Origin of the sequence: Haladaptatus sp. R4 (genome assembly GCF_001625445.1) — an archaeon.
In the GTDB taxonomy this organism is placed as follows: Archaea; Halobacteriota; Halobacteria; order Halobacteriales; family Haladaptataceae; genus Haladaptatus.
In genome coordinates, this window is record NZ_LWHG01000021.1 from 674,856 (window position 1) to 701,751 (window position 26,896).

At 61.3% G+C, this 26,896-nt stretch carries 18 protein-coding genes and 3 pseudogenes; 9 read left to right on the plus strand and 12 right to left on the minus strand.

Going from position 1 to position 26,896, the window contains the following annotated elements:
• Positions 1–179: 179 nt before the first annotated feature.
• Positions 180–1,031 carry an S-methyl-5'-thioadenosine phosphorylase gene (gene mtnP, locus A4G99_RS12965; protein WP_066144274.1) on the plus strand — a complete coding sequence of 284 codons (852 nt, stop codon included), beginning with the start codon at positions 180–182 and terminating at the stop codon, positions 1,029–1,031.
• A 72-nt stretch (positions 1,032–1,103) separates the two neighbouring features.
• Here the strand turns inward: mtnP and A4G99_RS12970 are convergent, their stop codons facing one another.
• Positions 1,104–1,550, minus strand: a complete 447-nt coding sequence (locus A4G99_RS12970) for a hypothetical protein (RefSeq protein ID WP_066144277.1) — start codon at positions 1,548–1,550, stop codon at positions 1,104–1,106.
• Between the two features lie 70 nt (positions 1,551–1,620).
• Positions 1,621–3,168 (minus strand): sugar porter family MFS transporter, encoded by a 1,548-nt coding sequence (locus tag A4G99_RS12975; protein ID WP_394337457.1) that lies wholly within the window; start codon positions 3,166–3,168, stop codon positions 1,621–1,623.
• Positions 3,169–3,245: 77 nt separating this feature from the next.
• Between A4G99_RS12975 and A4G99_RS12980 the strand changes: the two are divergent.
• Positions 3,246–4,315: pseudogene (locus A4G99_RS12980) on the plus strand (pyridoxal-phosphate-dependent aminotransferase family protein).
• 11 nt (positions 4,316–4,326) lie between these two features.
• On the opposite strand, the gene A4G99_RS12985 reads toward A4G99_RS12980, so the two are convergent.
• The 3 genes from A4G99_RS12985 to A4G99_RS12995 are packed head-to-tail and all read right to left on the minus strand — an operon-like array spanning position 4,327 to position 9,247.
• Entirely contained in the window at positions 4,327–5,397 is a 1,071-nt protein-coding gene (locus A4G99_RS12985; RefSeq protein ID WP_223301865.1) for a segregation/condensation protein A, read from the minus strand.
• Positions 5,390–8,968 carry a chromosome segregation protein SMC gene (gene smc / locus A4G99_RS12990; protein ID WP_066144283.1) on the minus strand — a complete coding sequence of 1,193 codons (3,579 nt, stop codon included), beginning with the start codon at positions 8,966–8,968 and terminating at the stop codon, positions 5,390–5,392. The genes A4G99_RS12985 and smc overlap by 8 nt, the downstream gene beginning before the upstream one ends.
• Positions 8,969–8,989: 21 nt before the next feature.
• Positions 8,990–9,247 (minus strand): hypothetical protein, encoded by a 258-nt coding sequence (locus tag A4G99_RS12995; protein WP_223301866.1) that lies wholly within the window; start codon positions 9,245–9,247, stop codon positions 8,990–8,992.
• A gap of 241 nt (positions 9,248–9,488) precedes the next feature.
• Here A4G99_RS12995 and A4G99_RS13000 point away from each other — a divergent pair, with 241 nt between their 5' ends.
• A complete protein-coding gene (locus A4G99_RS13000; protein WP_082837811.1) occupies positions 9,489–10,673 on the plus strand; it encodes an MFS transporter in 1,185 nt (394 codons plus the stop codon).
• 216 nt (positions 10,674–10,889) lie between these two features.
• Here A4G99_RS13000 and A4G99_RS13005 read toward each other — a convergent pair whose 3' ends face one another.
• Together A4G99_RS13005 and A4G99_RS13010 are read right to left on the minus strand one after the other, a co-directional pair.
• Complete coding sequence (locus A4G99_RS13005) at positions 10,890–12,509, minus strand: BCCT family transporter (protein WP_066144286.1); 1,620 nt, start codon at positions 12,507–12,509, stop codon at positions 10,890–10,892.
• 410 nt (positions 12,510–12,919) lie between these two features.
• Entirely contained in the window at positions 12,920–13,990 is a 1,071-nt protein-coding gene (locus A4G99_RS13010) for a TrmB family transcriptional regulator (protein ID WP_066144289.1), read from the minus strand.
• 179 nt (positions 13,991–14,169) lie between these two features.
• Here A4G99_RS13010 and gatB point away from each other — a divergent pair.
• From gatB to A4G99_RS13030, 5 genes and pseudogenes are all read left to right on the plus strand, one after another.
• A pseudogene (gene gatB, locus A4G99_RS13015) lies at positions 14,170–15,686 on the plus strand (Asp-tRNA(Asn)/Glu-tRNA(Gln) amidotransferase subunit GatB).
• Positions 15,687–15,866: 180 nt separating this feature from the next.
• Positions 15,867–16,805 (plus strand): DedA family protein, encoded by a 939-nt coding sequence (locus A4G99_RS13020; protein WP_066144292.1) that lies wholly within the window; start codon positions 15,867–15,869, stop codon positions 16,803–16,805.
• 55 nt (positions 16,806–16,860) lie between these two features.
• Complete coding sequence (locus A4G99_RS28755; RefSeq protein ID WP_082837812.1) at positions 16,861–17,535, plus strand: flippase-like domain-containing protein; 675 nt, start codon at positions 16,861–16,863, stop codon at positions 17,533–17,535.
• Complete coding sequence (locus tag A4G99_RS28760; RefSeq protein ID WP_190303754.1) at positions 17,490–17,945, plus strand: flippase-like domain-containing protein; 456 nt, start codon at positions 17,490–17,492, stop codon at positions 17,943–17,945. Before A4G99_RS28755 ends, A4G99_RS28760 begins: the two co-directional genes overlap by 46 nt.
• Before the next feature lie 116 nt (positions 17,946–18,061).
• A complete protein-coding gene (locus A4G99_RS13030; protein ID WP_066144294.1) occupies positions 18,062–18,739 on the plus strand; it encodes a DedA family protein in 678 nt (225 codons plus the stop codon).
• A gap of 53 nt (positions 18,740–18,792) precedes the next feature.
• On the opposite strand, the pseudogene A4G99_RS29845 reads toward A4G99_RS13030, so the two are convergent.
• The 3 genes and pseudogenes from A4G99_RS29845 to A4G99_RS13045 all read right to left on the minus strand — a co-directional run bounded on the left by A4G99_RS29845 (position 18,793) and on the right by A4G99_RS13045 (position 23,003).
• Positions 18,793–20,221: pseudogene (locus tag A4G99_RS29845) on the minus strand (MATE family efflux transporter).
• Between the two features lie 78 nt (positions 20,222–20,299).
• Positions 20,300–20,872, minus strand: coding sequence for a response regulator (locus A4G99_RS13040; RefSeq protein ID WP_066144297.1), 573 nt, complete (start codon positions 20,870–20,872; stop codon positions 20,300–20,302).
• Positions 20,873–20,969: 97 nt separating this feature from the next.
• A complete protein-coding gene (locus A4G99_RS13045) occupies positions 20,970–23,003 on the minus strand; it encodes a histidine kinase N-terminal 7TM domain-containing protein (RefSeq protein WP_223301899.1) in 2,034 nt (677 codons plus the stop codon).
• A 330-nt stretch (positions 23,004–23,333) separates the two neighbouring features.
• Between A4G99_RS13045 and A4G99_RS13050 the strand changes: the two genes are divergently transcribed.
• Positions 23,334–25,817, plus strand: a complete 2,484-nt coding sequence (locus tag A4G99_RS13050; RefSeq protein ID WP_066144300.1) for a DNA topoisomerase I — start codon at positions 23,334–23,336, stop codon at positions 25,815–25,817.
• Here A4G99_RS13050 and A4G99_RS13055 read toward each other — a convergent pair.
• Both A4G99_RS13055 and A4G99_RS13060 read right to left on the minus strand, forming a co-directional pair.
• A complete protein-coding gene (locus tag A4G99_RS13055) occupies positions 25,814–26,362 on the minus strand; it encodes a hypothetical protein (protein WP_066144303.1) in 549 nt (182 codons plus the stop codon). The two genes, A4G99_RS13050 and A4G99_RS13055, sit on opposite strands and share 4 nt — an antisense overlap.
• Positions 26,359–26,661 carry a UPF0175 family protein gene (locus A4G99_RS13060; RefSeq protein WP_066144306.1) on the minus strand — a complete coding sequence of 101 codons (303 nt, stop codon included), beginning with the start codon at positions 26,659–26,661 and terminating at the stop codon, positions 26,359–26,361. Before A4G99_RS13060 ends, A4G99_RS13055 begins: the two co-directional genes overlap by 4 nt.
• Positions 26,662–26,896: the final 235 nt, after the last annotated feature.

Below are 26,896 nucleotides of genomic sequence, written 5' to 3' on the forward strand. Positions count from 1 at the left end.
GAATTTGGTGTTGTGATTCCAGTCGGTACGAAGAAGGCCCGACCGCGTTGTTAATTGAATAGATGAACAACTGTTCAACTATCTGTCGCTCGAATCGAGTCCACGAAACCAAAAACCAGCCAGCCGTGACGTAACTCGAACCCGTGTCGTTTAGGTGCGTACCACGACGAGTACCGGTCATGATCGGCTTCATCGGCGGAAGCGGCATCTACGATGCACTGCCCCTGGAAAACACGCGGGAAGAGGAAGTGACGACCCCCTTCGGCGAACCGAGCGCACCGGTCACCATCGGCAAAATCGCCGGGAAGGAAGTCGCGTTCCTGCCGCGACACGGACCGAAACACCAGAAAACCCCGACGGAAGCGCCGTACCGGGCGAACATCTACGCGCTGAAGGAGTTGGGCGTGGAGCGTATCCTGGCGAGCAACGCCGTCGGGAGCCTCCGTGAGGAACTACCGCCCCAGACGCTCGTGATTCCCGATCAGATCTTCGACCGCACGAAACACCGAACGCCGACGTTCTTCGGCGACGGCATGGTCGTCCACATGCCATTCGCCGACCCGTACTGCCCGCACATGGTCTCGCACCTTTCGGACGCGAGCGCCGAGGCGACGGACGCGGATCACCACTCCGGCGGCACGTACGTCTGCATCGAAGGCCCGCAGTACTCGACGCGCGCCGAGAGCGAGTTCTACCGCGCACAGGGCTTCGAGATCATCGGCATGACGGCGATTCCGGAGGCGAAACTCGCCCGCGAGGCCGAGATGTGCTACGCGACGGTGGCGGGCGTCACGGACTACGACGTGTGGAAGGAGGACAGCGAAGTCACGCTGGAGGAAGTGCTCGACAACGCCGCGAAGAACGAGGACGCCATCAAGGAGGTCGTCGAACACGCGATTCGGTCGATGCCGGACGAGCGCGAGTGTGACTGTGCCCACGCGCTCGAAGGCACAGTCAACACCCCGACGGAAGCGATTCCGGAAGAAACGCGGGAAGAAGTCGATCTGCTCGCGGGACAGTATCTCGACTGAGTCGGTCGGGTCGGTTCCAGTTCAGTCAGTTCCGTTCAGTTCAATCAGCTTAGTCAGTTTAGTCAGTTTAGTTCAGTTCGGTTCGGGTTCCCGTTCCTCGTTTCGTTCCGGTTCGTGAGTCCGGTCACCGTCGGAATCGTGGACCTCGCCGTCGATGCAGGACGAACAGTAGTCGTTTTCTCCCCCGTCGATCGTCCAGAGCGGAACGCCGAACAGCACCGCCTGTTTCGTGTACGTCCGCCGCTGTCCGGTCTCGATAGTCGAGTCACAGACGCTACAGTCGGTCCCTCCGTCCACCGGTTCCGTGTCCACTCGGCGTTCGATGCCGACCGTAGAGCGCGGATACTGGACGAGATTCGAATCGAGCACGAAAAATACGAGGGTGAAATAAAGTCCCATCAGCGCCAGGTCCGGGACCGGCCAATCCATCCCGAAAAAGAGGTATGCCAGCAGTATGGGGACGCCGATTTTGGTCACGGCCCGGCGGATACGGGCGGCCAGCGTCGAAGGGCGAGACATCCCGTGAAAATGAGTTGTTCTGACAGTTAATCGTTCGCATGATTCGACACGAGTTCGGAGCCGATGAGCCTCAATCGGCGTTCTCGGCCGTTTCCCCGCTCGCGTCGGCGTACTTCCCGCTCGTGCCGCCGCGCAGGTCGGCTTCGATCTCTTCGAGAGAACGGCCCTTCGTCTCCGGAACCTTCCAGTAGACGAACAGCAGGGAGAACAGGCTCAAGACGGCGTACAGCCCGAACGTCCCCGTCTGTCCGATGCCGCCGAACTCGACCCCGGAGAACGTCCCGCCGTTGATGAGCGTGAGGAACGTCAGCGAGACGAGGAGGTTCGCGGCCCAGTTGGCGACGGTGACGACGCCCATGGCCGACCCACGGACTTGAAGTGGGTAGATTTCGGAGATGAGCAACCAGAACACCGGTCCCATTCCGATGGCGAAAAAGCCGACGTAGAACATCAGACTGCCCACGGCGGCCCACCCGACGACACCCGACAGGCCGGGGAGGAAGAACACAGCGCTCAACCCGCCGAGCGCGAGCACCATACCGGTCAGTCCCACGAGCAGGAGCGGACGACGGCCGACGCGGTCGACGAGGAGCACCGCACAGATCGTCGCGCCGACGTTGACCAGTCCGACGCCGACGGTGGCGAGCAGGGATGCGGACGCCCCGAACCCGGTCGATTTGAAGATGGTCGGTGCGTAGTAGATGACGGTGTTGATACCGGTCACTTGCTGGAGGACGGCGAGACCGACGCCGACGATGAGCGCGGGACGAATCCACGATTCGAGTAGGGTCGAGGCGTCGTTCTCCTCGACTTTCGCCGTCTCCTCTATGTTCTGAATTTCCTCCTCGATACGGTCCTCCGAACGGGTTCGTGAGAGGACCGACCGGGCTTCGTCCAGGCGTCCGTTCTCGACCAACCAGCGCGGACTTTCCGGCATGAAGAGCATCCCGAGCGCGAGCGCCGCGGCCGGAACGACGCCGGACCCGAGCATCCAGCGCCAACCGCCCGGTCCCTTGAAAACGTAGTTGACGAGGTACGCGAGCAGGATACCGGACGTCACCGCGAGTTGGTTGAGCGAGACCAGCGACCCACGAATCTTCGGCGGCGCGATTTCGGAGTTGTAGAGCGGTCCGACCATCGATGCGACGCCGATGGCGAACCCGACCACGAGACGCCCGACGACGAGCGCCGGGACGTTCGGCGCGAACGCCATCACGACCGATCCGACGAAGAACACGCACGCCCCGGCGACCATGAGCCGACGTCGTCCCAATCGGTCCGCCAACCGCCCACCGGCGGCCGCTCCGACTATCGCGCCGACGAGCGTGGCGCTGACGATGATCTCCTGCATGAGATGGGTGAGACCGAAACTGTTGTCGATGTACAACAGCGCACCCGAGATGACGCCCGTATCGAAGCCGAACAACAACCCGTTCAGCGCCGCAATCGCGGCGGTTATGTAGATAAATCGATTCGTTCCGGTATCTCTCGTAGCGTTTTCCAAGACGAGTGCCTCCTGTCTGGATATCCCTGACGAATAACTACATTCTTTTTGCTTACGAGTGAAAAGTTGGATAATAATTATAAATATCGTTAATTCTGTTCGTGGTATGATTATTGTCGCACGTTTTTATAACCGGACGCGGGTCCGTGAAACGGGAACGGTTTATCCGACCGCGAACGCAGAGGAACCATATGGACGAGAACACGCTCACGATGACGCCGGGTCCGACCGCCGTCCCCGAGGACGTTCGGGAAGCGATGGCGAAACCGGCGATGAACCCCGACGTAAACCCCGAGTTCGCGTCGTACTACGAAACCCTCCTCGACAAACTGGCCCGCGTGTACGGCACGGACGACGACGTGGTCGTCCTCGGCGGCGAGGGAATCCTCGGTCTGGAAACCGCCGTCGAGTCACTGGTCTCGCCGGGCGAGGACGTCCTCTGCCTCGCCAACGGCCTGTACGGCGACGGCTTCGCCGATTTCGTCGAGATGGCCGGTGCAACCCGGTCGTCCACGATATCGACTACACCGAGGCGTTCGATCCCGAGCAAGTCGCCGAACTCGTCGAATCCGGCGAGTTCGCCGCCGCGACGATGGTACACTGCGAGACGCCGACCGGCCTGCTGAACGATTTCGACGAGATTCTGGGAACGCTCCAAGACGCGGGCGTCCTCACCATCGTGGATGCCGTCTCGTCGCTCGGCGGGACGGCGGTCCCGGTCGAGAACATCGACGTCTGTCTCGGCGCGTCCCAGAAGTGTTTCAGTTCACCGCCCGGCCTGACCACCATGTCGGTCAGCGACGCTGCGTGGGAGAAAGTCGAGGCGACCGAACAGGACGGCTTCTACACCAGTCTGGAACCGTGGCAGGACGCGGATTTCTCGTTCCTTCCATACACTCACCTCGTCTCGAACCTCTACGCGTTGGAGGCGTCGCTCGACCGAATTCTGGACGAAGGCAGGGAGAACGTCTTCGCGCGGCACGAATCCGCGGCCGACCGGTGCCGGAAACGGGGCGAGGAACTCGGACTCTCCCCCTTCCCCGGTTCCGAGTCCCTGTGCTCGCCCACCGTCACGGCCTTCGAAATAGAGGGACGGGCGACGGACGTACAGCGACAGTTGTACGACGACCACGACGTCCTCGTGACTACCGGACTGGGAGACCTGGAAAACGACATCCTCCGCGTCGGGCACATGGGCTACAACGCGACGGAGACGAACGTCGAAACGACGATGGACGCGCTCGAATCCGTGCTCGATTGAGCCAGCACCGATCAATCAGCTAGCAGTTCCGGCGGTTCTTCATCCTCGGCATCGCGGGCGTCCTGCACCCAGAGGTCGCCGAACAGGTCGTCCTGGTCGAGCATGAGGGTGCCGCGGTGGGCCAGAAACAGCAGGGCGAGGTACGTCATCACGCGCGTCGAACCGACCATCTCGATTTCCGCATAGAGCACTTCCGTCCGTCCCGCTTCGTACTGGTCGAACAGCGCCTCCCGCACGTCCTCGATGACCGTCTCGATGTGCTCGTCGTGGGTCGTCCCCGTCACCTCCGACTCCGTCGGTTCGTCGTCGAACCGCATGTCGTCGCCCGAGTGGTAATCGAGGGTTTGGGTTCCCCGCCGGAAGCCCTGCGGCGAATCGCTGGTGTCGTACGTCCGTGATTCCTTCCACCACGACCCGCGTTCGTGCTCGCGCAGGTCGCGCACGAGTTCGTCCAGCGTCTCCGGCGTTCCGCGGGCGCTCTTCCGGTCGAGACGGCGCTCCATCTCGTCTTCGAGCGACGCGATGGGATCGAAGCCGTCCGACTCGTCCATCGCCATGGGCGCTTCCCACGGTTCCAGTTCCTCCTCCTCGAGTTCGTCGTCCGTGAGGAGCGCGTCGCTCTTCATCCGCAGGAGCACACTGGCGTAAAACAGCGCCCGGCCGGACGTCCGGAGGTCAGTCCCGTCCAACCGCGCGAGGAACTTGTCCGTCACGTCCACGATGTCGATGTCCCACGGCTCTATCTCGCCCTCCTCCGCCAACTGAACGAGGAGTTCGACCGGTTCGACTTCGTCGTCGTCGAAGTCGCTGGGGTCGTCGGGTTTCAGGTCCGAGAGCATCCCCGACTCGCCCCGCTCCCGGTCCTCGTGACCGGCGATGTTCAGCGGGATGTCGTCGTTTTCGTTTCGATTCTCCTTTGGAGAATCGTCGCTCACGGCGTTGCCGTTCGCGTCTGGAGATTCCTCTGGAATCTCGTTGCTCGCGGCTTCGTCGTCGTCTCGCGGCTCCGCCGCTCGACTGTCCGCGGAACTCCGTTCCGCGCTATTCGCATCTCGATGCTCCTTCGGAACATCGCTAGTCATCCGCAGGCACCTCCTGCTCCCCGTCCAACCGAATACCCGTCACGCTGCTCACGTTGTCGCCCTGCATCGTCACCCCGATTGCGCGCTCCGAACGGTCGAGCATCGCGGAGCGATGCGAGACCACGACGAACTGGGCGTCGCCCGCGAGTTCGTCCACCATCTCGCCCACGCGTTCGGCGTTCACGGCGTCGAGGAAGGCGTCCACCTCGTCCAGCGCGTAGAACGGCGCGGGGTTGTAGCGCTGGATGGCGAAGATGAACGCCAGCGCGGTCAACGACTTCTCCCCGCCGCTCATCGCATCGAGACGTTGGACGGGTTTGTCTGCCGGTTGCGCCTTCATCGTCAGACCGCCGTCGAACGGGTCGTCCTCGTCTTCGAGGAACAGTTCGCCCGACCCGGCCGACAGGCGCGTGAAGATGTCTTGGAAATGGTCGTCGATGGCGTCGAACGCCTCCATGAACGTCTCCTTCTTCTGGGCTTCGTAGGAGTCGATGCGCTCCCGGATGCCGTCCCGTTCCTCCACCAGCGTCGCCTTGCGCTCCTTGAGGTCGTCCAACTCGTCGTCGACTTCGTCGTACTCGTCGATGGCGAGCATGTTGACGGGTTCGAGCGCCTCCATCGACCGCGTGAGTCGGTCGATGTTCTCCTGCACCTCGTCGTGATTCGGCACGTCCTCGGGGTCGTACTCGCCGACCTCCTCGCGGAGTTCGGCGACCTCCTCTTCGAGCCGATTTGCGCTTCGTTGGAGGCTTTCGAGGCGGTTCTCGACGGCTTCGACCTTCGACTGCTGTGAGTCGCGCTCGGACTTCGCCTCCTGCAGTTCCTCCTTCTGCTCGGCGCGCTCCTCCTTGAGTTCGGAGAGTTCCTCTTCGAGTTCGGAGACCGCTTCGCGCTTCGCTTCGAGGGTTCCTTCTTTCTCCTCGATGTCCGCTTCGAATTCCGCGATGCGCTCTTCCTGCTCTGCCTTGCGATTCTGCGCGGATTCCACGTCGTCGTGGAGGTCGTCGATGGCGTCCTCGGCGTACTGCTTTTCGAGTTGCAGTTCGTTGAGTTTGCCGTCGAGTTCATCCATCCGGTCGGAAAGCGAATCGATTTCGGCCTGTACCTCGTCGGCCCGGCTCGTCAACTCCGGAATCTGTGAATCCGCGAGTTCGCTCTCCAACTCCGAGATGTCGTCCTCGATGTCCGCGATGGTCTCGTCGTGATCGGACACCTCAGCGTCGAGTTCCTCCATTCGCTCGGTTACGTCCTCGCGCTCCTCCTGTAGTTCATCGATTTCCGACTGGAGCGAACCGATGCGCTCCTCGATGGATTCGAGTTCGGATTCCTTCTGCTCGATGTCGTTCTCGATGGTTCGGACCTGGTCGGTCGCGTCCGTCTGCCGGTCGCGGGCGTCGTCCAACCGCTCCTCGACGTCGTTGATCGAACTCCGGATGGACTGACGTTCGTCCTCCAACTCGTTGATTTTCCGCGCCACGCGCTCGATTTTCCCCTTTCCGGAGGCCGAAAAGGAGTACCGCGACCCGCTGGTCGAACCGCCGGTCATCGCCCCGCTCTTCTCCACGAGTTCGCCCGAGAGCGTGACGAGGCGGAAGTCGCCCATCAGGTCGCGGGCGGTTTCCATGTCCTCCACGACGAGCGTGTCGCCGACGACGTAGGAGAACACCGACGCGTACTGCGAATCGAAGTCGATGAGGTTGTACGCGAAATCGACCACCCCTGGCGTGTTCGGCACGGATGGAAGACGGCGCTTGTTCATCTTCGAAATCGGCAGGAACGTCGCCCGTCCGGCGTTTCGCTGTTTCAGGTACTCGATACAGCGCTGCCCGACGCTGTCGTCGTCGACGACGACCTGCGCCAGTCGACCACCGGCGGCCGTCTCACACGCCGTCGCGTACTGCTGGTCCACGCTGCCGAGTTGGGCGACCGCCCCGTGAACGCCGTCCTGCCCGCTGTTCAGAATCGTGGAGACGGCGCGGCCGAACGAGGAATCACCGCTCTCGTTCGCCCGTGCGTCGAGTTTCGCGTACTCCTGCTGTTTCGACTGAATTTTCCCCTCGACCGAATCCAAATCCGACTGGAGTTCGGACTTTTCGTCCTTGAGGTCCGACACCACGTCCTCTATCTGCCCGGCGTTCCGTTCGGCCTTCGTCAGTTCGTCGGCCAAATCGCCGAGTTCGGTTTCGAGTTGGGGGATTCGGTCGCGCGCTTCGGCGAGTTCGTTCTGTTTCTCGTTGACCGCGTCGGAACGTCGTCGCGCCTCGTCCAGCAGTCGGTCCTTCTCGCGCTGACGCTCGTTCTTCTCTCCCTTCTCGGCTTCGAGCGCGTCCTTCTTCTCGGCGAGGTTGGCTTTCACCTCGTCGTACTCGGTGTCGACGTTCTCGATCTCCTCCTCGATCTCGGCGAGTTTCGACTCCTTCGTGCCGATCTCACCCTTGACCGAGGCCTTCTCGATTTTGATGTCGCGGATGTCGCCGTTCAGTTCGTCGACCGTCTCCTGCTTGCGGTCGATCTCCACGAACGCCTGTCGTCTTCGGCTTTCCGCATCCGAAATCTTCTCCTCGGCCGTCTCGGTTTTGTCTTCGAGACGGGAGATATCGCCTTTGACCTCCTCGATCTCGCTCTTGATGGCGAGTTGTTCGTCCTCGCCCTTGCGCTCGATCTCGGCGTTGAGTTCCTCCAACTTGTCTTCCAGTCGGACGACTTTGCCCTGCTTTTCGTCCAAATCGCGCTGGAGGGTAACGAGTTCCTCCTTTCGGGAGTCGATGTCCGCGCGGGTGGCGTCCAAATCGGAGCGCTTCTCCTCCAACTCGGCGGCCTTCAGATAGCCCTCGTACTCCTCTTTTTCCTCCCGAAGCCCCTGATATTCGAGCGCCGTCTCGCGCTCGTCGCGCAGTTGGTCGAGGCGGTCCTCCTTCTCCTCGATCCGGAGTTCGGCCTCCTCGACGCGGTCCTTGACCACTTCGAGTTCCTCCAAGGCGGCGTCCCGTTTCGCGTCGAACTCCGCCACTCCGGCGATTTCGTCGATGATTTCGCGCCGCTCGAACGGCGTCATGTTGATGATGCCGGTCACGTCGCCTTGCATGACGACGTTGTACCCCTCCGGCGTCACGCCCGCTTGCGCGAGCAAATCCTGAATGTCCGAGAGGTTGACCGAGCGACCGTTCAGATAGTAGTACGAATAGTAGTTGTCCTCGGTCTGCTTGACCCGCCGTTTGATGGTGATTTCGTCCACGTCACCGACGTTGTCGGTTCCGGCGGCGTTGACGACCTGTGCCCGGTCGAGGGTTCCGTCGGAGTTGTCGAGAATCACTTCGACCGAGGCTTCGAGCGGTCCGTTGCTCGTCCCCTCGTCTCCATCGTGGCCGGGATTGTAGATGAGGTCGGTCAGTTTCTCGGCGCGGATACCCCGCGTTCGGGCCAACCCGAGCGCGAAGAGCACGCTGTCGATGATGTTACTCTTGCCGGAGCCGTTCGGGCCGGTAACCACGGTGAAATCCTCGTAAAACGGGATTTCGGTCTTCCGGCCGAAGCTCTTGAACTTGTCGAGGACGAGCGTCTTGATGTGCATGGATTGCTCGTGGGGGAGCCCCTACGCGACGATGATATCGTCGCCGGATCCGGATCCGGATTCGGAGGACTCCTCGTTGTCTGTTTCGTCCTTAGACTCGTCTGATTTAGCCTCTTCGGCCTGCGACGATTCCTCCTCCTCCTCCGCTTCCCGTGCCTGCTCCAGTTCGCGGATACGCTGGTTTGCGTCCACGAGTTCCTCCGTCAGGCCACGAATCGTCGCTTCCAGTTCCTCCATCCGCGATTCGAGCGAACCGATCCGGTCGCGCTGGCTAGTCATAATAACGTATGCGTGATGGTTTCACTATAAAGGTGCGTCAGACAAATGTAAGAAATTCTAGATATGTCCGTCGCGTTTCACTATCATTTACCGTCCCGTTCACTGCCGAATATGTGGGTTAACTATCAGATAAAAGAGAGTTCGGGGCATATTCTCATCCGTGTCCAAGCGCGCGATTTACAACGGGTATTGTTAGGTCACCTGACAAGTCTTATAGCCACGGATCCTCAACTCCCGTTCGATGAGCCTTCCAAGCGACATCTCGGAGACGCCTCGCCGCGCCCGCATCGCCGATTCCATCGTGTTCGGTGTGCTGGGTATCGTCTTTGCGACGTGGGCGGTTCGGATTCCAGCGGTTCGGTCCAAGATCGGCGCATCGTCAGGTGACATCGGACTCGCACTCCTCGGACTGGCGTGTGGAAGCATCGTCGGATTGGTCGCGGGCGGATGGCTCGTCTCTCACCACGGCGGCAGACGGATAATCCGGATCGGACTCCCCGTGTACTGCCTCTCGCTCCTCTCGATTACGCTCGCCAACAGACTCGACGTCCTCGTCACCACGCTCGTCGTTTTCGGGGTCGGAAAGGGGTTGACCGACGTCGCCGCGAACGCCCAAGGAATGCGTATCGAACACGGTTACTCGGGACAGATAATGGGCAGTTTTCACGCGCTGTTCAGCGGCGGCGGGTTGATCGGTGCGGGTATCGGCGCAGTCGCAACGACGCTCGGACTCTCGGTTCGAACGCACTTCCTGATCGTCGGTCTCGCCTTGCTCGCCGGTGGACTCGCCGCGAGTGCGTGGCTCCTCCCGAAGAACGGCGACTCTGGCGCCGAACCCGCTTTCTCCCTCCCATCCCGAAAGCTCGCCGGGTTTTGCGCCATCGGATTCTGTGCGCTCTTTATCGAGGGCGTCGGAAACGATTGGAGCGCCGTGTTCCTCAAGAGCAGCGTCGGTACCTCTGCAACCGTTGCCGCACTGGGATTCGGCGCGTTCTCCCTCACGATGATGCTCGGTCGATTCCTCTCCGACTACATCGTCGTTCGACTCGGTTCTCAGCGGTTCATTCGAACCACTGCCATCGTCGCCGCCCTCGGTCTCGCGTTGACGCTCGTCGCCCAAACGATCGTTTCGCTGGTCGGCTTGGCGTTGCTCGGTTTCGGCCTCGCCGGTCTCATGCCCGTCGCGATGAGCATGGCGGGGAATTACGACCCCGAGTCACCGGCCGAACCAGCAATCGCCGCCGTTTCGACGACCGGTTACGGCGGGTTCGCCATCGGACCGGTCATCATCGGCGTCATCGCCGACGCGACGACGTTACGGGCGGCGTTGGTTCCGGCCTTGGTCCTCGCCCTCCTCGTGGCGGTCTTCACCGGTATCCTTCCGACGGTTTCCCACCTCTCCCACGAACGGGAAGCATCGACGTGACATCCCCGTCCGCTGATGACGGAGGAATCCCGAGCGTCGAGAGATAGGTATGGTGACTTCCCGTCCCTCCAACCCCCCTTATTTTCAATTTTCTGTCTTTTCGAGTTCCTGTCCCTCCAACACGATTCGGCCGCTCTCGCGCGAATTGGAAAACCCCGAAACCCCGGGTGACCCAACTAGACGATCACGAGGTGCCAGCGACGGAACGATACCGATTCAGTCGTCGGAGTCTGGGGTTTGCCTTGCGCGTTGCTGAACCGTCGACTGCATCGGTGCGGTTTCGATGTCATCGGTATCGTCGATATCGTCCTCGGTAAGGATGGGGAATTCTCGTTCAAATTCGAGAAGCATGCCGACCATAGTGACGGCACAGAGGATAGCAGTCGGCAACCCGACGAGGATGGTAAACGACTGGAGAACGGGCATACCGCCAGCGAGGCTCAGTGAGACGGTGAGAAGCACCATCATCAGCCCCCAGATGACGCGGTTGAGTGAGGACGGCGATTCGTCGCCTTTCACGATGACCATGGCGATGCTGAGCGTCGAGGAGTCCAACGTGGTGATAAGGAAGCTGATGACGAGCGCCAGTAGGATGGCCGAGAACACGCCGGGGTACGGGAAGAGTCGTTCAAACAGTGCGAATCCGACGGCTTCGAGGCCCGATTTCGAGTAGATGCCGAGTAGGTCTGCGGCACCCGAGGTCTGTAGGAGGAGCGCGGAGCCGCCGGTAGCGACGTACCAGGGGACGGTAAGCCCAAACGAACCGAAGAGCCCCGCGAAGACGAGTTGGCGGAGCGTCCGCCCTTGGGAGATACGCGCCATGAAGATGCCGACCATCGGTGCGAACGTGAGCCACCACGGCCAGAAAAACAGCGTCCAAGAGCCGAGCCAGTCGGTGGCCTTCGGGCTATAGTAGAGGCTCATGCCGACGAAGTCGGTCACGTACCCGGAGAGCGCTTCCGTACCGAGGTTGACCAGCGATGCGGGCTGGCTAAACACGAACGTGACGGCCATCAGTCCGAGTAGCAACACGATGTTGAGGTCGGCGAACCGACGGATGCCCTTCTTGATTCCGGTAACGACGGAGAGTAAGAACAAGGCACCGACCAGCAGGATAAGCCCGATACGGCCAGTGTCGCCGAGATGGATGCCCCACTTATATCCGAGACCAGCGGTGAACTGGCTGATGCCGAGGCCGAAGGAGACGGTGATGCCGCTGATGGTGATGATGACGACCATCGCGTCAACCAGTTTAGCGACCCAGCCGCCTACGTTATCGGCACCGACGAACGGGGCGAGAATGATAGCGGGTCGGAACGACGTATCCTTCCGATAGACGAAGTAGGAAATGGAGACGGCGAATACGAGGTAGGTGGCCCACGCGGACATGCCATAGTGGAAGATGGCATACTGGAGTGCGTCGACCATCCGCGCCCACGTACCGACATTGGAACTGAAGTACGGCGGCCGAGTGTTGTAGTGGACGAGCGGTTCGACCGGCCCCCAAAATTCCAGGCCACCCGACGAGAGACCAGCGGTAAACGTCAGTACGAGGTACTGCCAGAACGAGAAATCGGGTTCGGTGTCCGGGCCGCCGAGTTTGATACGTCCCCACGGGCTGAACAGAATGTACAGTACGAAGACGAACGAGAGGAACACCACCAAGAGGTAGAACCATCCGAGATTGGAGATGATAAACGTATTCGCAGTCGCCAGTTTTGACGCGGCGGCATCCGGCCACGCGACGATGCTAACGATGATTCCGATCAGGGGAACGAGCGAGAGCGCGAATATGAACGGATCGGATTCGCGCCGGAACTCCTCGATTGCAGTCATGAATGACGCAGTATACGGTCGTTCACAACGGATTCCAGTTTTGCGCCGTTCTCGGGTACGTTCCTGTCGAAGTGAGATCGAACTTCGCTGATTGCGTGCATCTGGACGCTGTTCAATGTTTAGGCAAGGAAGTATCTGTTGACTCTAAATAATTCCACCCGGCTATTGGTTCGAATCTGGAACGGGTTTATCATTTCTTCGAAAGATACTGTCCGAAAGTCGGCGACCCCCGACCGTCCGACAGAAACTCGAAGTGCGTGGCCTTGGCCTCCGTTTTTGATCCGGGATGCTACGCTCGGAGTGCGGAGATTCGCTCACGCTGGATTGTCGCACACAGTAGCAACTGCATCACCCACCGAAAAGCGGGAATTCGCCTTGGCGTCTCCGTCCTTCCGGTCGAAGGACGACGATCAGGGGCCGTCGATTCGTTCGACGGTAAACCGTTTCGCGGCGATGTCCTCCCTTTCTGCTCCCCGTCCGCCGATCGTGTATCGCTTCTCCTCCGTTTGGAAGTAGATCGTCGCTTCCGCGGCCAGTTCTATGAGCGAGGCCGGTGTCCCTTCCGTTCTGGTACCGGTATACTCCACGTCAACGAACTGCCCCGTGAGCGTGCGATCCCGTCCCGTTCTCACCAACTCCCCTTCGACGCGTCCGAATATCTCGGCACCATCGTCCAGAAGGGGTTCTATCCCGCGAATACAGTCCGTTATCTCCACGAACGAGTACGGAGGTCGCTCGTTGCGTCCGTCGTATATCGTCTCGTACACCTCCCAGAGTCGCGTCAGGTAGTACCAGTGGAACACGTACGTCGTCGTGTAGTCGTCCACGAGCACGCCGTACTCCCGTGAACTGTTCGTCGCGTAACAGGCGCGCTGGCGGTCGACCAACAGGAGGAACGGCCCGGCGAGGTCACGTCGGCGGACTTCGGTACACACTCCCTCGAACTCCGAACGGTCGAACGGGAGTTCGTCGTCGGGCGGGAGGTGGAGCGAGAGTTGAACGTACACGCCGCGTTCGTGGGCATCCCGCAACAGCGGTTGGAGCGTGGTGAACTGATCGGCGGGAACCGCCAGTTGGATGTGCTCGTTCGCCATCCCGATCGATTCGCGAGCGTGGTCCAACACCGTTCGAAAACGTTGGACGAGACTCACGTCACCTTCCCGCACCTCGGGTGCTTGGTATCGCGTCTCGATTTCGTCGATGGCGAATTCGTACCGCTCGATTGCCGTCTTGAGCCCAGACAGGGCTTCTGACGGGTGGGTTGCTTGGGCGTATAGTCGGTCGCGCTCGTAGACGGTAACGTAGCCCTCGTCGTCCAGCGTCCGAAGCACGTCGTAGATTCGTGGTTGCGGCACCCCGCTCATCGACGCGATTTCGCTCGCCGACGCCGATCCGAGTTCGAGCAGCGTGACGTACGCATCCGCCTGATATGGGGAGAGACCTGCCTCTTCGAGCACGGCATTCAGTTCGGTCGGTTCCATCTTACCGACGGATTCGACCTCGACCCACTTAGAGAGGAGATTATCACCGGTACCTTGCCTGCAAGCGTGCCGATCACTCGCTCGACACCGGAACTCCCGAACCGCGTCAAAGACGGGAAACCGTCGTGGCTCGGCACGTCCCGCAGGATTTTAACACTCACCCGACCAACCAGTGAGCAATGACTGCTCAGGCTGTCCAAGAGGGCGAACTCGTGGCCGTCATCGGCCTCGAAATCCACGTCCAACTGGAGACGGACACGAAGATCTTCTGCGGGTGTTCGACCGACCAAGACGACGCCGAACCGAACACCTACACGTGCCCGGTCTGTCTCGGACTGCCGGGAGCGCTCCCGGTATTGAACGAGGCGGCCGTCGAATACGCCGTCAAGGTCGGCAAGGCCATCGACGCCGATATCCCCGAAGAGACGACCTTCCACCGGAAGAACTACTTCTACCCCGACCTCCCGAAGGGATTCCAGATAACCCAGTACGACGCGCCGATCTGTCAGGACGGCACGCTGGAGTTCAGCTTCGAGGGCGACACGCGAGCCGTCGGCATTCACCGCGCCCACCTCGAAGAGACCCCGGGAGCCTCCGTCACGTTCGTGATGGAACCGGGGACATCGAAACCCGTACCGTCGGCATCGACCGCGCGGACTACACGCTCGTCAACTACAACCGCGCCGGGACGCCGTTGATGGAAATCGTCACGGAACCGGACTTCCGAGAACCCGGCGAAGTCGTCTCGTTCCTCGAAAAGCTGGAGGAAGTGCTCGAATACCTCGGCGCGTTCGACTCCACCCGAGACGGCAGCCTGCGTATCGACGCGAACCTCTCCATCATCCCGGCCGAGGACGTGAACGACGACGGATCGATCTCCGACGAGGTGCTCGCGGACGCCAATCGAACCGAGGTCAAGAACATCTCCAGCCACAAGGGCGCGGAAAGCGCACTCGCGTACGAGGAGAGCCGTCAGAGGAACCTCATCCGGCGCGGGAAGGCGATCGAACAGGAGACTCGCCACTTCAACGAGACGCACGGCTCGACCGTCTCGATGCGTTCCAAGGAAGCCGAGAAGGATTACCGCTACTTCCGCGAGGAGGACTTGCCGCCGTTGCAGGTCAGCGACTGGAAGCAGAAGCTCGAAATCCCGGAACTCCCCGACGCTCGCCGCGAACGGTTCCGCGAGGAGTACGGCCTGAACAAGGAGGCCGCCAGCAAGCTAACGTCGAGCAAGCAGGTCGCGGACTTCTACGAGGACGTGGCGGAGGAGTTCGACCCCGACCTCGCGGCGGCGTGGGTCGCCGACAGTCTCCTCGGCGAACTCAACTACCGCGACATGGAAATCACGGACGTCGAGGAACGACTCGGCGAGTTCAAGGCCCTCATCCGTCTCGTCGCCGAGGACGAGATTACGGCCAAGAACGCGGAAGAGACGGTTCTCCGCGAAATGCTGGACGAGGGTGACGACCCGGAGACCGTCATCGACCGCGAGGGTCTCGGCAAGGCCGACTCGGGCGAAGTCGAGCAAGCCGTCGAAGAAGCAATCGAGGAGAACCCGGACACCGTGGAGGACTACCACGCCGGTGAAGGCGGCGCGATCAACTTCCTCGTCGGGCAGGTCATGCAGAAGACCGGCGGCAGTGCCGACCCCGGAAGCGTGAACGGCATGCTCCGCGAGCGACTGGACGAATAGGTGCAAACAGGCGGCAGAATCGACCGCGAGGGGTATGCCACACACCAGCCTCGACCCCATCGCGCAGTCGGTTAGGGCATACCGCCGTTTGGTCGCGGTTTTCGATTTAAAGCTACGGATGGTTTTGGCGTGGGGTGTGACGGCCACGGACACTAATCCCGTTCCAGTCGTGGGTGTGCTATGGCCGATCCCGTAGGAACCACGAACTCGTTCATCCAGCAGTACGGCCTGCTCGCGGTGTTCGTCTACATGTTCCTCGAATCGGGGCTGCTGTTGCATTTCGTGCCGAGCGAGGTCGTCCTGCCGTTTGCGGCCGCGCTGTTGGTTCATGGACCGGTCAGCTTCGTCGTGTTCGTCGCCGTGGCGACGGCCGGTGGAACCGCGGGAAGCGTCTTCGTCTACTACGTGTTCGGGCGTGGCGGCGAGTACGTGCTGGAGCGATACGGGACGTATCTCCATCTGACTCCGGCGGATCTCGAACGCGGGCGGCGTGTCTTTCATCGGTGGGGCGAGGGAACCGTCTTTTTCTGTCGATTTCTTCCCGTTCTCCGGGCGCTCATCAGTATTCCGGCGGGAATCGCGGAGATGGACGTTCGCCGATTTGTGCTCTACACGGCCTCCGGAACCGCCGTGTTCGTCTCCGCGCTGACGTACTTGGCGTACGCCGGAACGCAAGCCGGGACTCCAGTTCACCGAGCGCTCGCGGCACTCGTTGCAGTTCTGACGCTGGATGTGCAGTACGTGCGGAGTCACTTTCCCGTGGTTCTGATGGGGGTCGTGGCGTCGGTTGTCGTACTCGTCGTCGTCTGGACCCACCGCGAGTGGATTCGCGCGAATCCACTCGCCGCGAAGGCGGCGTTGCTCCGTGTGGTCGGTATCGTCGGAACCGTCCTCGGGTTGCTGTTCATCACGAGCGCGATGAGCGTCCCCGTGGCCGCCTACTCGCTCGTCACGTGGATTTGGAACGACCCTCGGTTTTTCGTGACCGACCTCGGGCTCTCCCCCCAGGGAGCGCTGGTCGTGACCGGCGTGGGGGTGCTGTTCGTGACCCTCGTCGTCTACGAGGGCGGAAAACGGATTCCGGTGGACGTGGCGTCTCGGATTGGTTCACGGGACTGAACATGTTCCCCAAATCGTGATACCATTCTTACCGGTACGGGTCGTTCACCGGTGTGTGGATGAATCGGGTCGGGTTCGGAACGAACGGGTGGAACAGGGGGATGGGGAGATGGATGCAAGGGGCGCGCAGTTGAACGTCCGGTCGGTCGTGCTCGGCCTTCTCGCGTCGCTCGTCGTGCTAATCATCATCGTCTCGCTCGTGGGTGTCTCGTCGGTCGTCGCCGCCTTCAAAGCCGCGAGGCCGAGCGCTATCTTCGCCATCGTGGTTGCCGTGACCTGCTGGCAGGTCGCGTGGAGTTCGGCGTTGCACGTCGTCCTGTCGCTGCTGGAGTATCCACAGTCACGTCCTCGGACGATGCTGATCTATCTGAGCATCGTTTTCGCCAACAGCATCACCCCGTTCGCACAGGCCGGTGCGGAACCCCTCGCCGCGTTGTTCGTCTCGCGTGCCACGGATGCCGAGTACGAAACGGGACTGTCGGCCGTCGTGAGCGTCGATACGATCAATTTCCTCCCCTCCGTTGGGTTCGCACTGGTCGGATTAGCGTACTTCACCGTCCGAGCGACGCTCAATCCGCGACTCAAACTCGCACTGGTGTTGTTTCTGGTCGTCGCCCTCCTGGTCGCCGTGGTCGCGGTGTTCGCGTGGCGGTCGAGGGAGACGCTCGCGGCATCGCTCGTGAGTTGGTTGTCCCGGTTGGGGGCGTCCTCAGCCGGAAAACCCCGCTGAACGTCGACGTTCCGGAGCAAGAACTCGAACGACGGGTGACGCTGTTTCTCTCGAATTTGGAACAGATCGCACGGACACCGCATCGACTCGCCGTCGGACTGTTCTTCTCGGCGGTTGGCTGGCTCTTTCTGGCGGTTTGCCTTTGGCTCTCGCTCTACTCGCTCGGCTACGCGATTCCGGTCGAAGCACCGCTGTTCATCGTCCCGCTGGCGATGACGGCGAGCGTGACGCCGCTCCCCGGCGGCTTTGGCGGTATCGATGCCGCGTACATCCTGTTACTCGTGAGCCTGACGAACGTTCCGCTTCCGGTGATAACGGCGGCGCTTCTCGTCTTCCGAGCGGGAACCTATCTGCTTCCGGTCATCGCCGGTGGGGCCGCCGTGACGATGCTGGAGGCGAATCGACGGTGAACGGATGTCTATGGAGAACACATCAGTTCTCCAGAAGGGTATGTTTAGCTATCAATTATACTGATGGTCTTCTGCATGAAAAAATTGATGGTGGAGAACAGTGAACGCTATTTTGAATGTTCGACTGGTTAGCCAGTACCACACTTTCGTTCGTCACCAAATACGGCTACCTGGCTGTCTTCCTCTATCTGGCACTCGAAACGGCGTTCATTCTCCATTTCGCGCCGAGCGAAATCGTCGTCCCGTTTGCGGCGGTACAACTCGTCCACGACCCGCTATCGTTCGCGTTTTTCGTCGTCGTCACGACCGCTGGAGCGACGGTAGGGAGCCTCCTCGGCTATTACGTGTTCGGTAAAAACGGGAAGGCGGCGCTTCATCGGTACGGACACATCCTCCACGTCTCCGAGTCGGATTTGGAACGAAGTCAGGGCTGGTTTCAGCAATGGGGTCGGAGTTCGGTCTTCTGGGGCCGAATGCTTCCGTTCGTACGCGCGGCCATCTCGATTCCCGCCGGACTCGCCGAAATGGACCTGCGGAGGTTCGTCGTCTACTCCGCGGGCGGATCGCTCGTTTTCAACGTGTTTTTGACGTACCTCGTTTACGAAGGATCAGGCGAAACGTCCCCGCTCGGGTGGATGATCGAAACGATTTCCACGACACTGCTGCCCTACACCACGTCGATGGAGGGGAGCCTGCTCCTCCTCGCGAGCCTCGTCGTCGTTCTCTGTCTCGGTCTCGGCGTCATCTGGGTCGCCCGTGAACAGTTGAACCGAAAAACCGCCCCACGTCGGTAAGGGAACAGTGTTGAGACTGCGGGCTGTTTTGCACGCTGTATTCCGACTCGCGGTCAGTCCGCGGCCGAGGGCGCTTTCTCCTCGTCCAGCACGCCCTGTCGCCAGTGGCCGAGGCTGAACCAGAGCACGCCGACGACGAACGCCCCGACCGCCGACAGCGACCACGACCACCAGAGACCGTTGACGCCCCACGCCATGCCCGAGAGCGTGAGCGGCCCGAGTTGGTACGTCCACCCGTAGGCCAGCAGGACGGCCATCGGAATGCGGAGTATCCACCGCGAGAGGAACGACAGGGCCATCGCAACCCCGGTGCTGCCCGCACCGCGGAACCCTCCTTGAATCACCATCAGGCCGCCGAAGAAGGAGAGGAACGGTCCGATGACTCGGAGGAAGTGGGCACCGACGCGAACGACGGCGGGGTCGTCCGTGAACACCCGCATGGCGACGCCCGGGAAGGCCATCATCAACCCGCCCGCACCGAACAGCACCACCATCGTTCCGACGGTCGCTTTCCACGTCACCTCCGCGGCGCGGTCGGGCGTCTCCGCGCCGAGGTTCTGCCCGACGCCGGTCGCGGCGGCCTGTCCGACCGCGCCCGACACCGTCCACGAGACGGACATCATCCTGATGCCGACGCCGTACGCCGCCGTCGGGACCGCGCCGAACCGGGCGACCAACGCGACCATCGCCACCGAGGCGAAACTCCGCGCCGCACCGTCGATGGTCGCGGGATAGCCGAGCGTGGCGAGTCGTTTCAACACCGGCCAGTCGGGACGGAGGTCCTCCAGTCGAAGCTGAATCCCCCAGTCGCCGCGCAGGAGGACGTAGACGCCGACTGGCGGCCGCGAACACGCGAGAGATGAGCGTGGCGACCGCCGCGCCCTGCGTTCCCATCGGACCAAGCGGGCCGTATCCGAGGATGAGTATCGGGTCGAGGACGACGTTCATCCCGGCCGAGAGCACCATCAGCCACATCGCGGTGCGGGTGTCACCCGCGCCGCGAAGCACCGCCCGGAAGACGAAAAAGAGGAACGTGAACGGAATGGAGAAGAACAGCACTTCGATGTACCCGAGTGCTTGCACGTAGACGGATCCTTTCGCCCCGATGAGCGTGAGGAGTTGATGACGGAACGCGAAGCCGAACGCGGCGAGGACGACACCGATAACGACGGTCATGAGGGTCGTCTGTGCGACGACGTTGTCGGCCGCGCGGTCATCGCCCGCGCCGACGTGCTGTGAGACGAGCGCGACCGACGACGCCGTGAGTCCCATCGCCAACGAGACGAACAACCACGAGGTCGGGAACATGAGCGAAACGGCAGCGACGGCGTTGGTGCCGACGCGTCCGACCCAAAACATGTCCGCGAGGTTGTAGAATGTCTGCAGGAGGTTGCCGACGACCAGCGGCCACGCCAGCGTCACCAACTTCGGCGAGATGGCTCCCGTCGTCATATCGACACGATCCGATCTTCGTCCAGCCATTTCCGTCCGAGTACAACGAGCGAACTGCGCTTAAACGGACGTGTTCCGCCCCCTCCCTGCCGGTTCTCTCCTCACTCGTCACTGAATCTCGCGGAGTGCGTGCTGGAACTCCCGGTGGTCGTTGACTTCGAGCGAAGAATCGAGCGTGCGGCGAACGTCGTCGATTTCGGCTTCGAGGGAGACGAACTCGTCGTTTTCCTGTAGTTCGTCGGGGGGATATTCGGCCAATAGGTTCGCGTGGGTCGAAACCAACGAGTAGTAGTGTGTCAGCGTCTCCGCGTACTCCGCACGGTTGTAGAGCGACTCGACCGTCCCCTGGAGTGAACCCCTATCGACAGGTTTCGTGACGTACTCGTCGAATTTCATGTCGATGATGTCGTAACTCGGTGCCACCGCGGTGATCATGGCGACACGGCAGTCGTACCCATCGGTTCGAATTCGTTCGAGAACCTCGGGGCCGCTCAACGCGGGCATCTTTCGGTCGAGGAGCACGACGTCTATCTCCGCCGCCCGTTCGTCGAGTATCGAGAGTGCTTCCGTTCCGTCGTGTGCGACGTACGTTCGGTGGTCCGAGAGCCACTTCTCGTAGAGAACCGTCACCTCCGGTTCGTCGTCCACTATTAGCACGCCGATAGTACCTGCTGTCGTCATGTTCGGGGACGGTATTGATAGAGATAATCAATCAACTACTCATATATCTTTGGTTTTTAGGTAGCATTTATTCACTGTTGGGCTTTTTGACAGACGGCTATTCCGGTCGGTCGTCCTGCGGGAACGTAAGGACGGCAACCGTCCCACGCGGGTCCGCGTCTTCGAACCACACCGCACCACCGTACTGATCCATCATGACGGAAACGAAGTAGAGACCGAACCCGATGGAGCCAGTCGTCTCGGACGTGACGTTGCGGTCGAACACCTGTGTTTTCATCCCGTCCGAAATTCCCGGTCCGTCGTCCTCGATTTCGACTCGAACCGAACCTTCGGAACGTCGTGCTCGAACCACGAGGGAGGGTGATCGGTCGTCGTGATGCTCGATGGCGTTCAACAGCACGTTCTCCACGACCTCGCCGAGCAGTTCGTTGCCCGCCACGGTCAGTCCCTCCTCGATATCGGTCTCGACGCTCGCGTTCGGATACGTGTCCCTGACTTTCGTGACCCGTCTCGTCACGGCCGCCGAGAGGGAAACGGATTCCAGCGACACCGATTCGGAATCGGTGACGGTCTGGCTGACCGACCGCACCTTTTCGGTCAACGCGCCGATGTCCTCGCTCCACTTCCGAACCGTGTCGAAATACGACGTTCCGGACGCTTTGACGTGGGGTTCGAGGAGTTCGAGGTTGCCGTTCACGACCGTGATTCCGTTCAGGATGTCGTGGCGCAGAACGCCGTTGAAGAACTCGATCTGTTCGGTTCGTTCCTCGACCATCGCCTGGCTCTCCCGTAGTTCCCGCTCGCGCCGTGCGCGGTCGAGCGCCGTTTCCGTCGTGCTCGCCAAAACCCGTGCGAAGCGGCGCTCGTTCTCCGTGAACGTCCGTTTTCTCGTGTCGCTGCCGACACCCAGAACGCCGTGTTCGCCGAGCGGGAGCAACAACAGACAACCGACCGGGAGATACCCGTATTTGGACCTCGGTAGAAGGTCGAGGGACTCGTAAACGACGGGCGTTCCCGATTCGAACACCGACCACATCGATTCGACGTCACGCGAAAACGCCAACTCCTCGTCGAGACCGCGTTCGAGGAGGGACGTCATCGCAACCGACCGAAGGATCGTTTCGTCATCGTCCGGAAAGAGGATGGCCGAGTAGGGGTGGTCCAACACCTCGTCGGCGGTTTGCACGGCGACATCGGCGATCGCTTCCGGCCGTTCCACGTCCATGAATCGACGCGTCGCGGACTGAAGCGCACGAAGCGTCTCCTCTCGCCGTTTCTGTTCGGTTATCTCTCGAAGGACGAAGATGTCCCCACGATGGGCGTCGTGGTGGTCACGGATCGGTGTCGAACGGGGGTCGTAGACGGGCGTCTCCCCCATACTGTCGTCTGTTCGGACGGCGGGGGTGAAAGAATGTCCGCATGATACGGCGTCGAGCAGGCCGGGAACGGCTGTTTCGAGTTGGCTCCCGACGACGCTGTCGACCTGAAACAGCGGTTCCGCCGCCGAGTTGTACTCGACGATTCGTCCGTCGGTGACGACGATCACCGGGTCGTCCATCTCGGAGAGGACGACTTCCGAAGCGAGCGGCGCGACGTCGAGGAAGTTGTAGCGGAACAGCGCGAGGCTGTCCAGAATGCCGCTGGCGGCGAAGAAAACGGGCGTCAACCCGAAAGCGACGTTCAAATCGACGACGGAGAAGACCGAGATGCTGAAAAAGGGAACCAATCCCGCGAGGATGATCGCGACCGTCTGTTTCCGGTAGAGTCGGTCGGCCTGCACCACGAAGGATGTGAGAAAACCGAACCCGGTGACGAGGACGACGAACAGGTAGACGAGATGGAAGTAAAACGATCCGGTGTGCACGACCGACAAGGCGGTGAGGCCGTCGCTCGTCGTCAGCCGCGCGGTTTCGTTTGCGAACCCCCGGGCGGGACTCACGAGTGCGAAGACGATGTAGCAAACTGGCTCCGCCCAGATGAGCGGGAGCGTCGTTCTCGTGACCCAATCCTCGCGGCCGGTGTATTCGAGCGCGAAGGTCAACCAGAGGATGGGAATTGCGGTGACACAGATGCCGATGAGCGTCGTCCAGCGGCGAGCGGAAACGAGCGAGGAACTCGTGAGGACGAGCAGCGAAAAGACGCACCATCGGCGACGGCGAGCATGAGCGAGGCGAACGACACCGCGCCGGGCACGTCACGGTTCGACCACGCGTGACGTGCGAGTACGAACCCGACACCGCCGCCGAGAGCGGTGCCGGTGAGAACGACGCCGCCCGAGAAAGATACAGAACCGAACATATCAGAATGTGTTTCTGTACTGAGAGGGCGCACATAGCCGTTTCTTCCATTATCACTGCGGATAATCGGAGCCCCGAATCCGTTCTTTTCGCTGGCGAAACGTTTACCAGCGCCATACCCGTAGCGACGGGCGATGACTGACGCGAACAGGGGTGGTGCGTGAGTGGAACTCATCATTACCGAGAAAGACAACGCCGCACGTCGAATCGCCGACATCCTCTCCGGCGAGAGTGCGGAGACCGACCGACAAAACGGCGTCAACGTGTACAAGTGGGGCGGCAAGCGATGCATCGGGCTGTCAGGCCACGTCGTCGGGGTGGATTTCCCTCCGGAGTACAACGATTGGCGCGACGTGGAACCCGTCGAACTCATCGACGCGAGCGTCGAGAAACAGCCGACGAAGGAGAACATCGTCCGCACGCTCCGCTTGCTGGCGCGTGATGCGACCCAAGTGACGATTGCGACCGACTACGACCGCGAGGGAGAACTCATCGGGAAGGAGGCGTGGGAACTCGTCCGCGACGTGAACGAGGATGCGCCCATCAACCGTGTCCGATTCTCCTCGATTACGCAGAACGAAGTCACCTCAGCCTTCGAGAATCCGGACGAACTTGACTTCGACCTCGCGGCGGCGGGCGAAGCGCGCCAGATAATCGACCTCATCTGGGGTGCCGCGCTGACGCGCTTCCTCTCGCTTTCGGCCCGGCAGCTCGGCAACGACTTCATCAGCGTCGGCCGCGTGCAGAGCCCGACGCTGAAACTCATCGTGGACCGCGAACGCGAGATTCAGGCGTTCGACCCCGAGGAGTACTGGGAGATGTTCGCCGACCTCCGGAAGGACGACGAGGAGTTCGAGTCCCAGTACTTCTACCGCGACGAGGACGGCAACGAAGCCGAGCGTGTCTGGGACGAGGAAACGGCCGAGAAAGCCTACGAGACGCTTCGAAAGGCCACGGGAGCCACCGTCGATAGCGTGTCGCGGCGCACCCGCACCGACACCCCACCCACGCCGTTCAACACGACCCAGTTCATCCGGGCAGCGGGGAGCCTCGGCTACTCCGCTCAGCGGGCGATGAGCATCGCCGAGGACCTCTACACCGCTGGGTACATGACCTACCCCCGGACGGACAATACGGTCTACCCGGACGATTTGGACCCCGAGGAACTGCTCGACACCTTTGCCGGTGATTACACCTTCGGAGAGGACGCCGAGAGCCTCCTCGAACAGGACGAGATCGAACCGACGGAAGGTGACGAGGAGACGACCGACCACCCGCCGATTCACCCGACCGAGGACATCCCGACCAAGGGCGAGTTGAGCGACGACGAGTGGGACGTGTACGAACTCGTCGTCCGCCGCTTCTTCGCCACCGTCGCGGAGTCGGCGAAGTGGGAACACCTCAAGGTGGTCTCCACGGTGGACGACCTGACCCTCAAGGCCAACGGCAAGCGCCTGCTCAAAGAAGGTTATCACGCCGTCTACCCGTACTTCAACACCAGCGAGAACTACGTACCCAACGTCGAGGAGGGCGAGGAGTTGGCCGTCACCGACACGCGCATCGAGGACAAGGAGACCCAACCACCGCGGCGGTACGGCCAGTCCAGACTCATCGAGAAGATGGAGAAGATGGGTATCGGGACGAAATCGACCCGCCACAACACCATCCAGAAACTGTACGACCGCGGCTATCTGGAGAGCGACCCGCCCCGCCCGACTCGCCTCGCGCAGGCGGTCGTGACGGCCGCCGAGGACTACGCCGACCTCGTCGTCAGCGAGACGATGACCCGCGAACTGGAGGAGGACATGACCGCCATCGCCGAGGGCGAGGCCGACTTGGACGACGTGGCCGACTCCTCGCGGGAACTCCTCGCCACGGTGTTCGACGAGTTGGAGGAGTCACGGGAGGAGATCGGCGAACAGCTTCAGCAGTCGCTGAAGGAGGACAAGACGCTCGGACCGTGTCCCGACTGCGGCGAGGACCTCCTCGTGCGCCAGAGCAGGCGCGGCTCGTACTTCGTCGGCTGTGACGGCTATCCGGACTGCACGTACACGCTGCCGCTCCCGAACAAGGGTAAACCGCTCATCCTGGAGGACCGATGCGAGGAACACGGCCTGCGGGAAGTGAAGATCCTCGCCGGACGTGGCACCTTCGTCCACGGCTGTCCGCTCTGCAAGGCCGAGGAGGCCGAGGAGGCCGAGGATCGAATCATCGGCGATTGTCCCGACTGTGGTGAAGAGCACGGCGGCGAGCTCGCCATCAAGAAGCTTCAGACCGGCTCCCGACTCGTCGGCTGTACGCGTTACCCCGACTGTGATTACTCGCTGCCGCTCCCGCGCCGAGGTGACATCGAAGTGACCGACGAGCGATGTGACGAACACGACCTGCCGGAGCTCGTCGTGCACAACGGGGACGAACCGTGGGAACTCGGTTGTCCCATCTGCAACTACGAGGAGTTCAAACAGCGCGAACAGAAGAGTGGACTGGAAATCATCGACGGCATCGGCGCGAAGACCGCCGAAAAGCTCGCCGAGGCCGGTATCGACACCATCGACGACCTGAAGGACGCCGAAGTCGAGACGGTCGCCGACCAGGTCAACGGCGTCAGCGAAGATAGATTGCGAAGCTGGCAGGCGAAGGCGGACTAGTCGGTCGCCGCGTCGTCTATCAGGTCGAACGCTTTTTCCCGAAGTTCGCCGGTCATGTGGAGCCCGTGACCGTCTACGTCTCGAACGATTTCTTTGCCCACCTCTGCGGAAAGTTCCGCATCCACTGCTCGGACGATGACGCCGATGGTTCCGGTGACGGTTGCGCCGAGACCGCGAGAGACGGTTCTGACTCGTTGGTCGTCGGAAACGACCCCTATCGGGAGGTCAACGTCCGTTCGCGCCAACACGCTGGCAACGATGGCGACATCGCCGTTCCGCTCCTGTTCGCCGAGAATCTCTCGTGCCGGTGAGTCGAACTCGTCAGTTGATGGATCGGTCGTCATCGGAAGCCAAACATCGGTTTCGACGCCCTCATTCGAGACGAGTCGGTCGACGTTCGTCCGTTCGGGTTCGGTCGTGATTTCGCCTCGAACCGTCGGGAGCACGACGGGAATCCCGTCGAAGTGCGTCACCAAATCGAGTTCGCCGACGGTCCCGAGCGCGATAAGCGTCGTCGCATCGAAAAGGAGTGGCGTCGAGGTCATAGCTTGCGGGCCGAATCCGCATCCCGTTCGAGGTCATCGGGCGACAATTGTGAGGTGAGGTTTCGTTCGCGGGCGATTTCGAACCATTCACCGAGACTGACGCCTGCGATTCTGGCGGCTTCGTTGACCGAGATATCGCCGGACTGGTATCGTTCGACCGCCGTTCTGATCCGAAGCTCCGAGAGTCCCTCACCGAGTGCTTTTCGGATGGTCGTACTACGGTCTTCTCCGAGCAACTCGGCCACTTCGTCCAACTGGTCGGCTTCGTCGTCCGGGAGTCGTACACTGACGGACGTCATGTATACAAAGTATTACAGCGTATTCAGCGATAAAAGTGCGGGCAAAAACAGCGGTTCGCCACGAACGGGTTACGAAGTTGTCAGCGACGGTAGTCGTCTTGTATGAACAAAACGAGCACATGAAGGAGCCTCCTCCACACCGACTACCGTTTTCGGCACTAATCTTCATTGACCTGAATATTCAGTTTCAGAAACATTCATCGCCATACATGCAGTAGCTAGCCAGCGGGGAGGG

Bases quoted from the DNA above. Each gene is read 5' to 3' on its own strand.
- A4G99_RS12995 (WP_223301866.1), bottom strand. From the start codon at position 9,247: ATGACTAGCCAGCGCGACCGGATCGGTTCGCTCGAATCGCGGATGGAG.
- A4G99_RS13005 (WP_066144286.1), bottom strand. From the start codon at position 12,509: ATGACTGCAATCGAGGAGTTCCGGCGCGAATCCGATCCGTTCATATTC.
- A4G99_RS12970 (WP_066144277.1), bottom strand. From the start codon at position 1,550: ATGTCTCGCCCTTCGACGCTGGCCGCCCGTATCCGCCGGGCCGTGACC.
- A4G99_RS13040 (WP_066144297.1), bottom strand. From the start codon at position 20,872: ATGACGACAGCAGGTACTATCGGCGTGCTAATAGTGGACGACGAACCG.
- A4G99_RS13000 (WP_082837811.1), top strand. From the start codon at position 9,489: ATGAGCCTTCCAAGCGACATCTCGGAGACGCCTCGCCGCGCCCGCATC.
- smc (WP_066144283.1), bottom strand. From the start codon at position 8,968: ATGCACATCAAGACGCTCGTCCTCGACAAGTTCAAGAGCTTCGGCCGG.
- A4G99_RS12985 (WP_223301865.1), bottom strand. From the start codon at position 5,397: ATGACTAGCGATGTTCCGAAGGAGCATCGAGATGCGAATAGCGCGGAA.
- A4G99_RS13060 (WP_066144306.1), bottom strand. From the start codon at position 26,661: ATGACGTCCGTCAGTGTACGACTCCCGGACGACGAAGCCGACCAGTTG.
- A4G99_RS13030 (WP_066144294.1), top strand. From the start codon at position 18,062: ATGTTCGACTGGTTAGCCAGTACCACACTTTCGTTCGTCACCAAATAC.
- A4G99_RS13010 (WP_066144289.1), bottom strand. From the start codon at position 13,990: ATGGAACCGACCGAACTGAATGCCGTGCTCGAAGAGGCAGGTCTCTCC.
- A4G99_RS13020 (WP_066144292.1), top strand. From the start codon at position 15,867: ATGGCCGATCCCGTAGGAACCACGAACTCGTTCATCCAGCAGTACGGC.
- mtnP (WP_066144274.1), top strand. From the start codon at position 180: ATGATCGGCTTCATCGGCGGAAGCGGCATCTACGATGCACTGCCCCTG.
- A4G99_RS13055 (WP_066144303.1), bottom strand. From the start codon at position 26,362: ATGACCTCGACGCCACTCCTTTTCGATGCGACGACGCTTATCGCGCTC.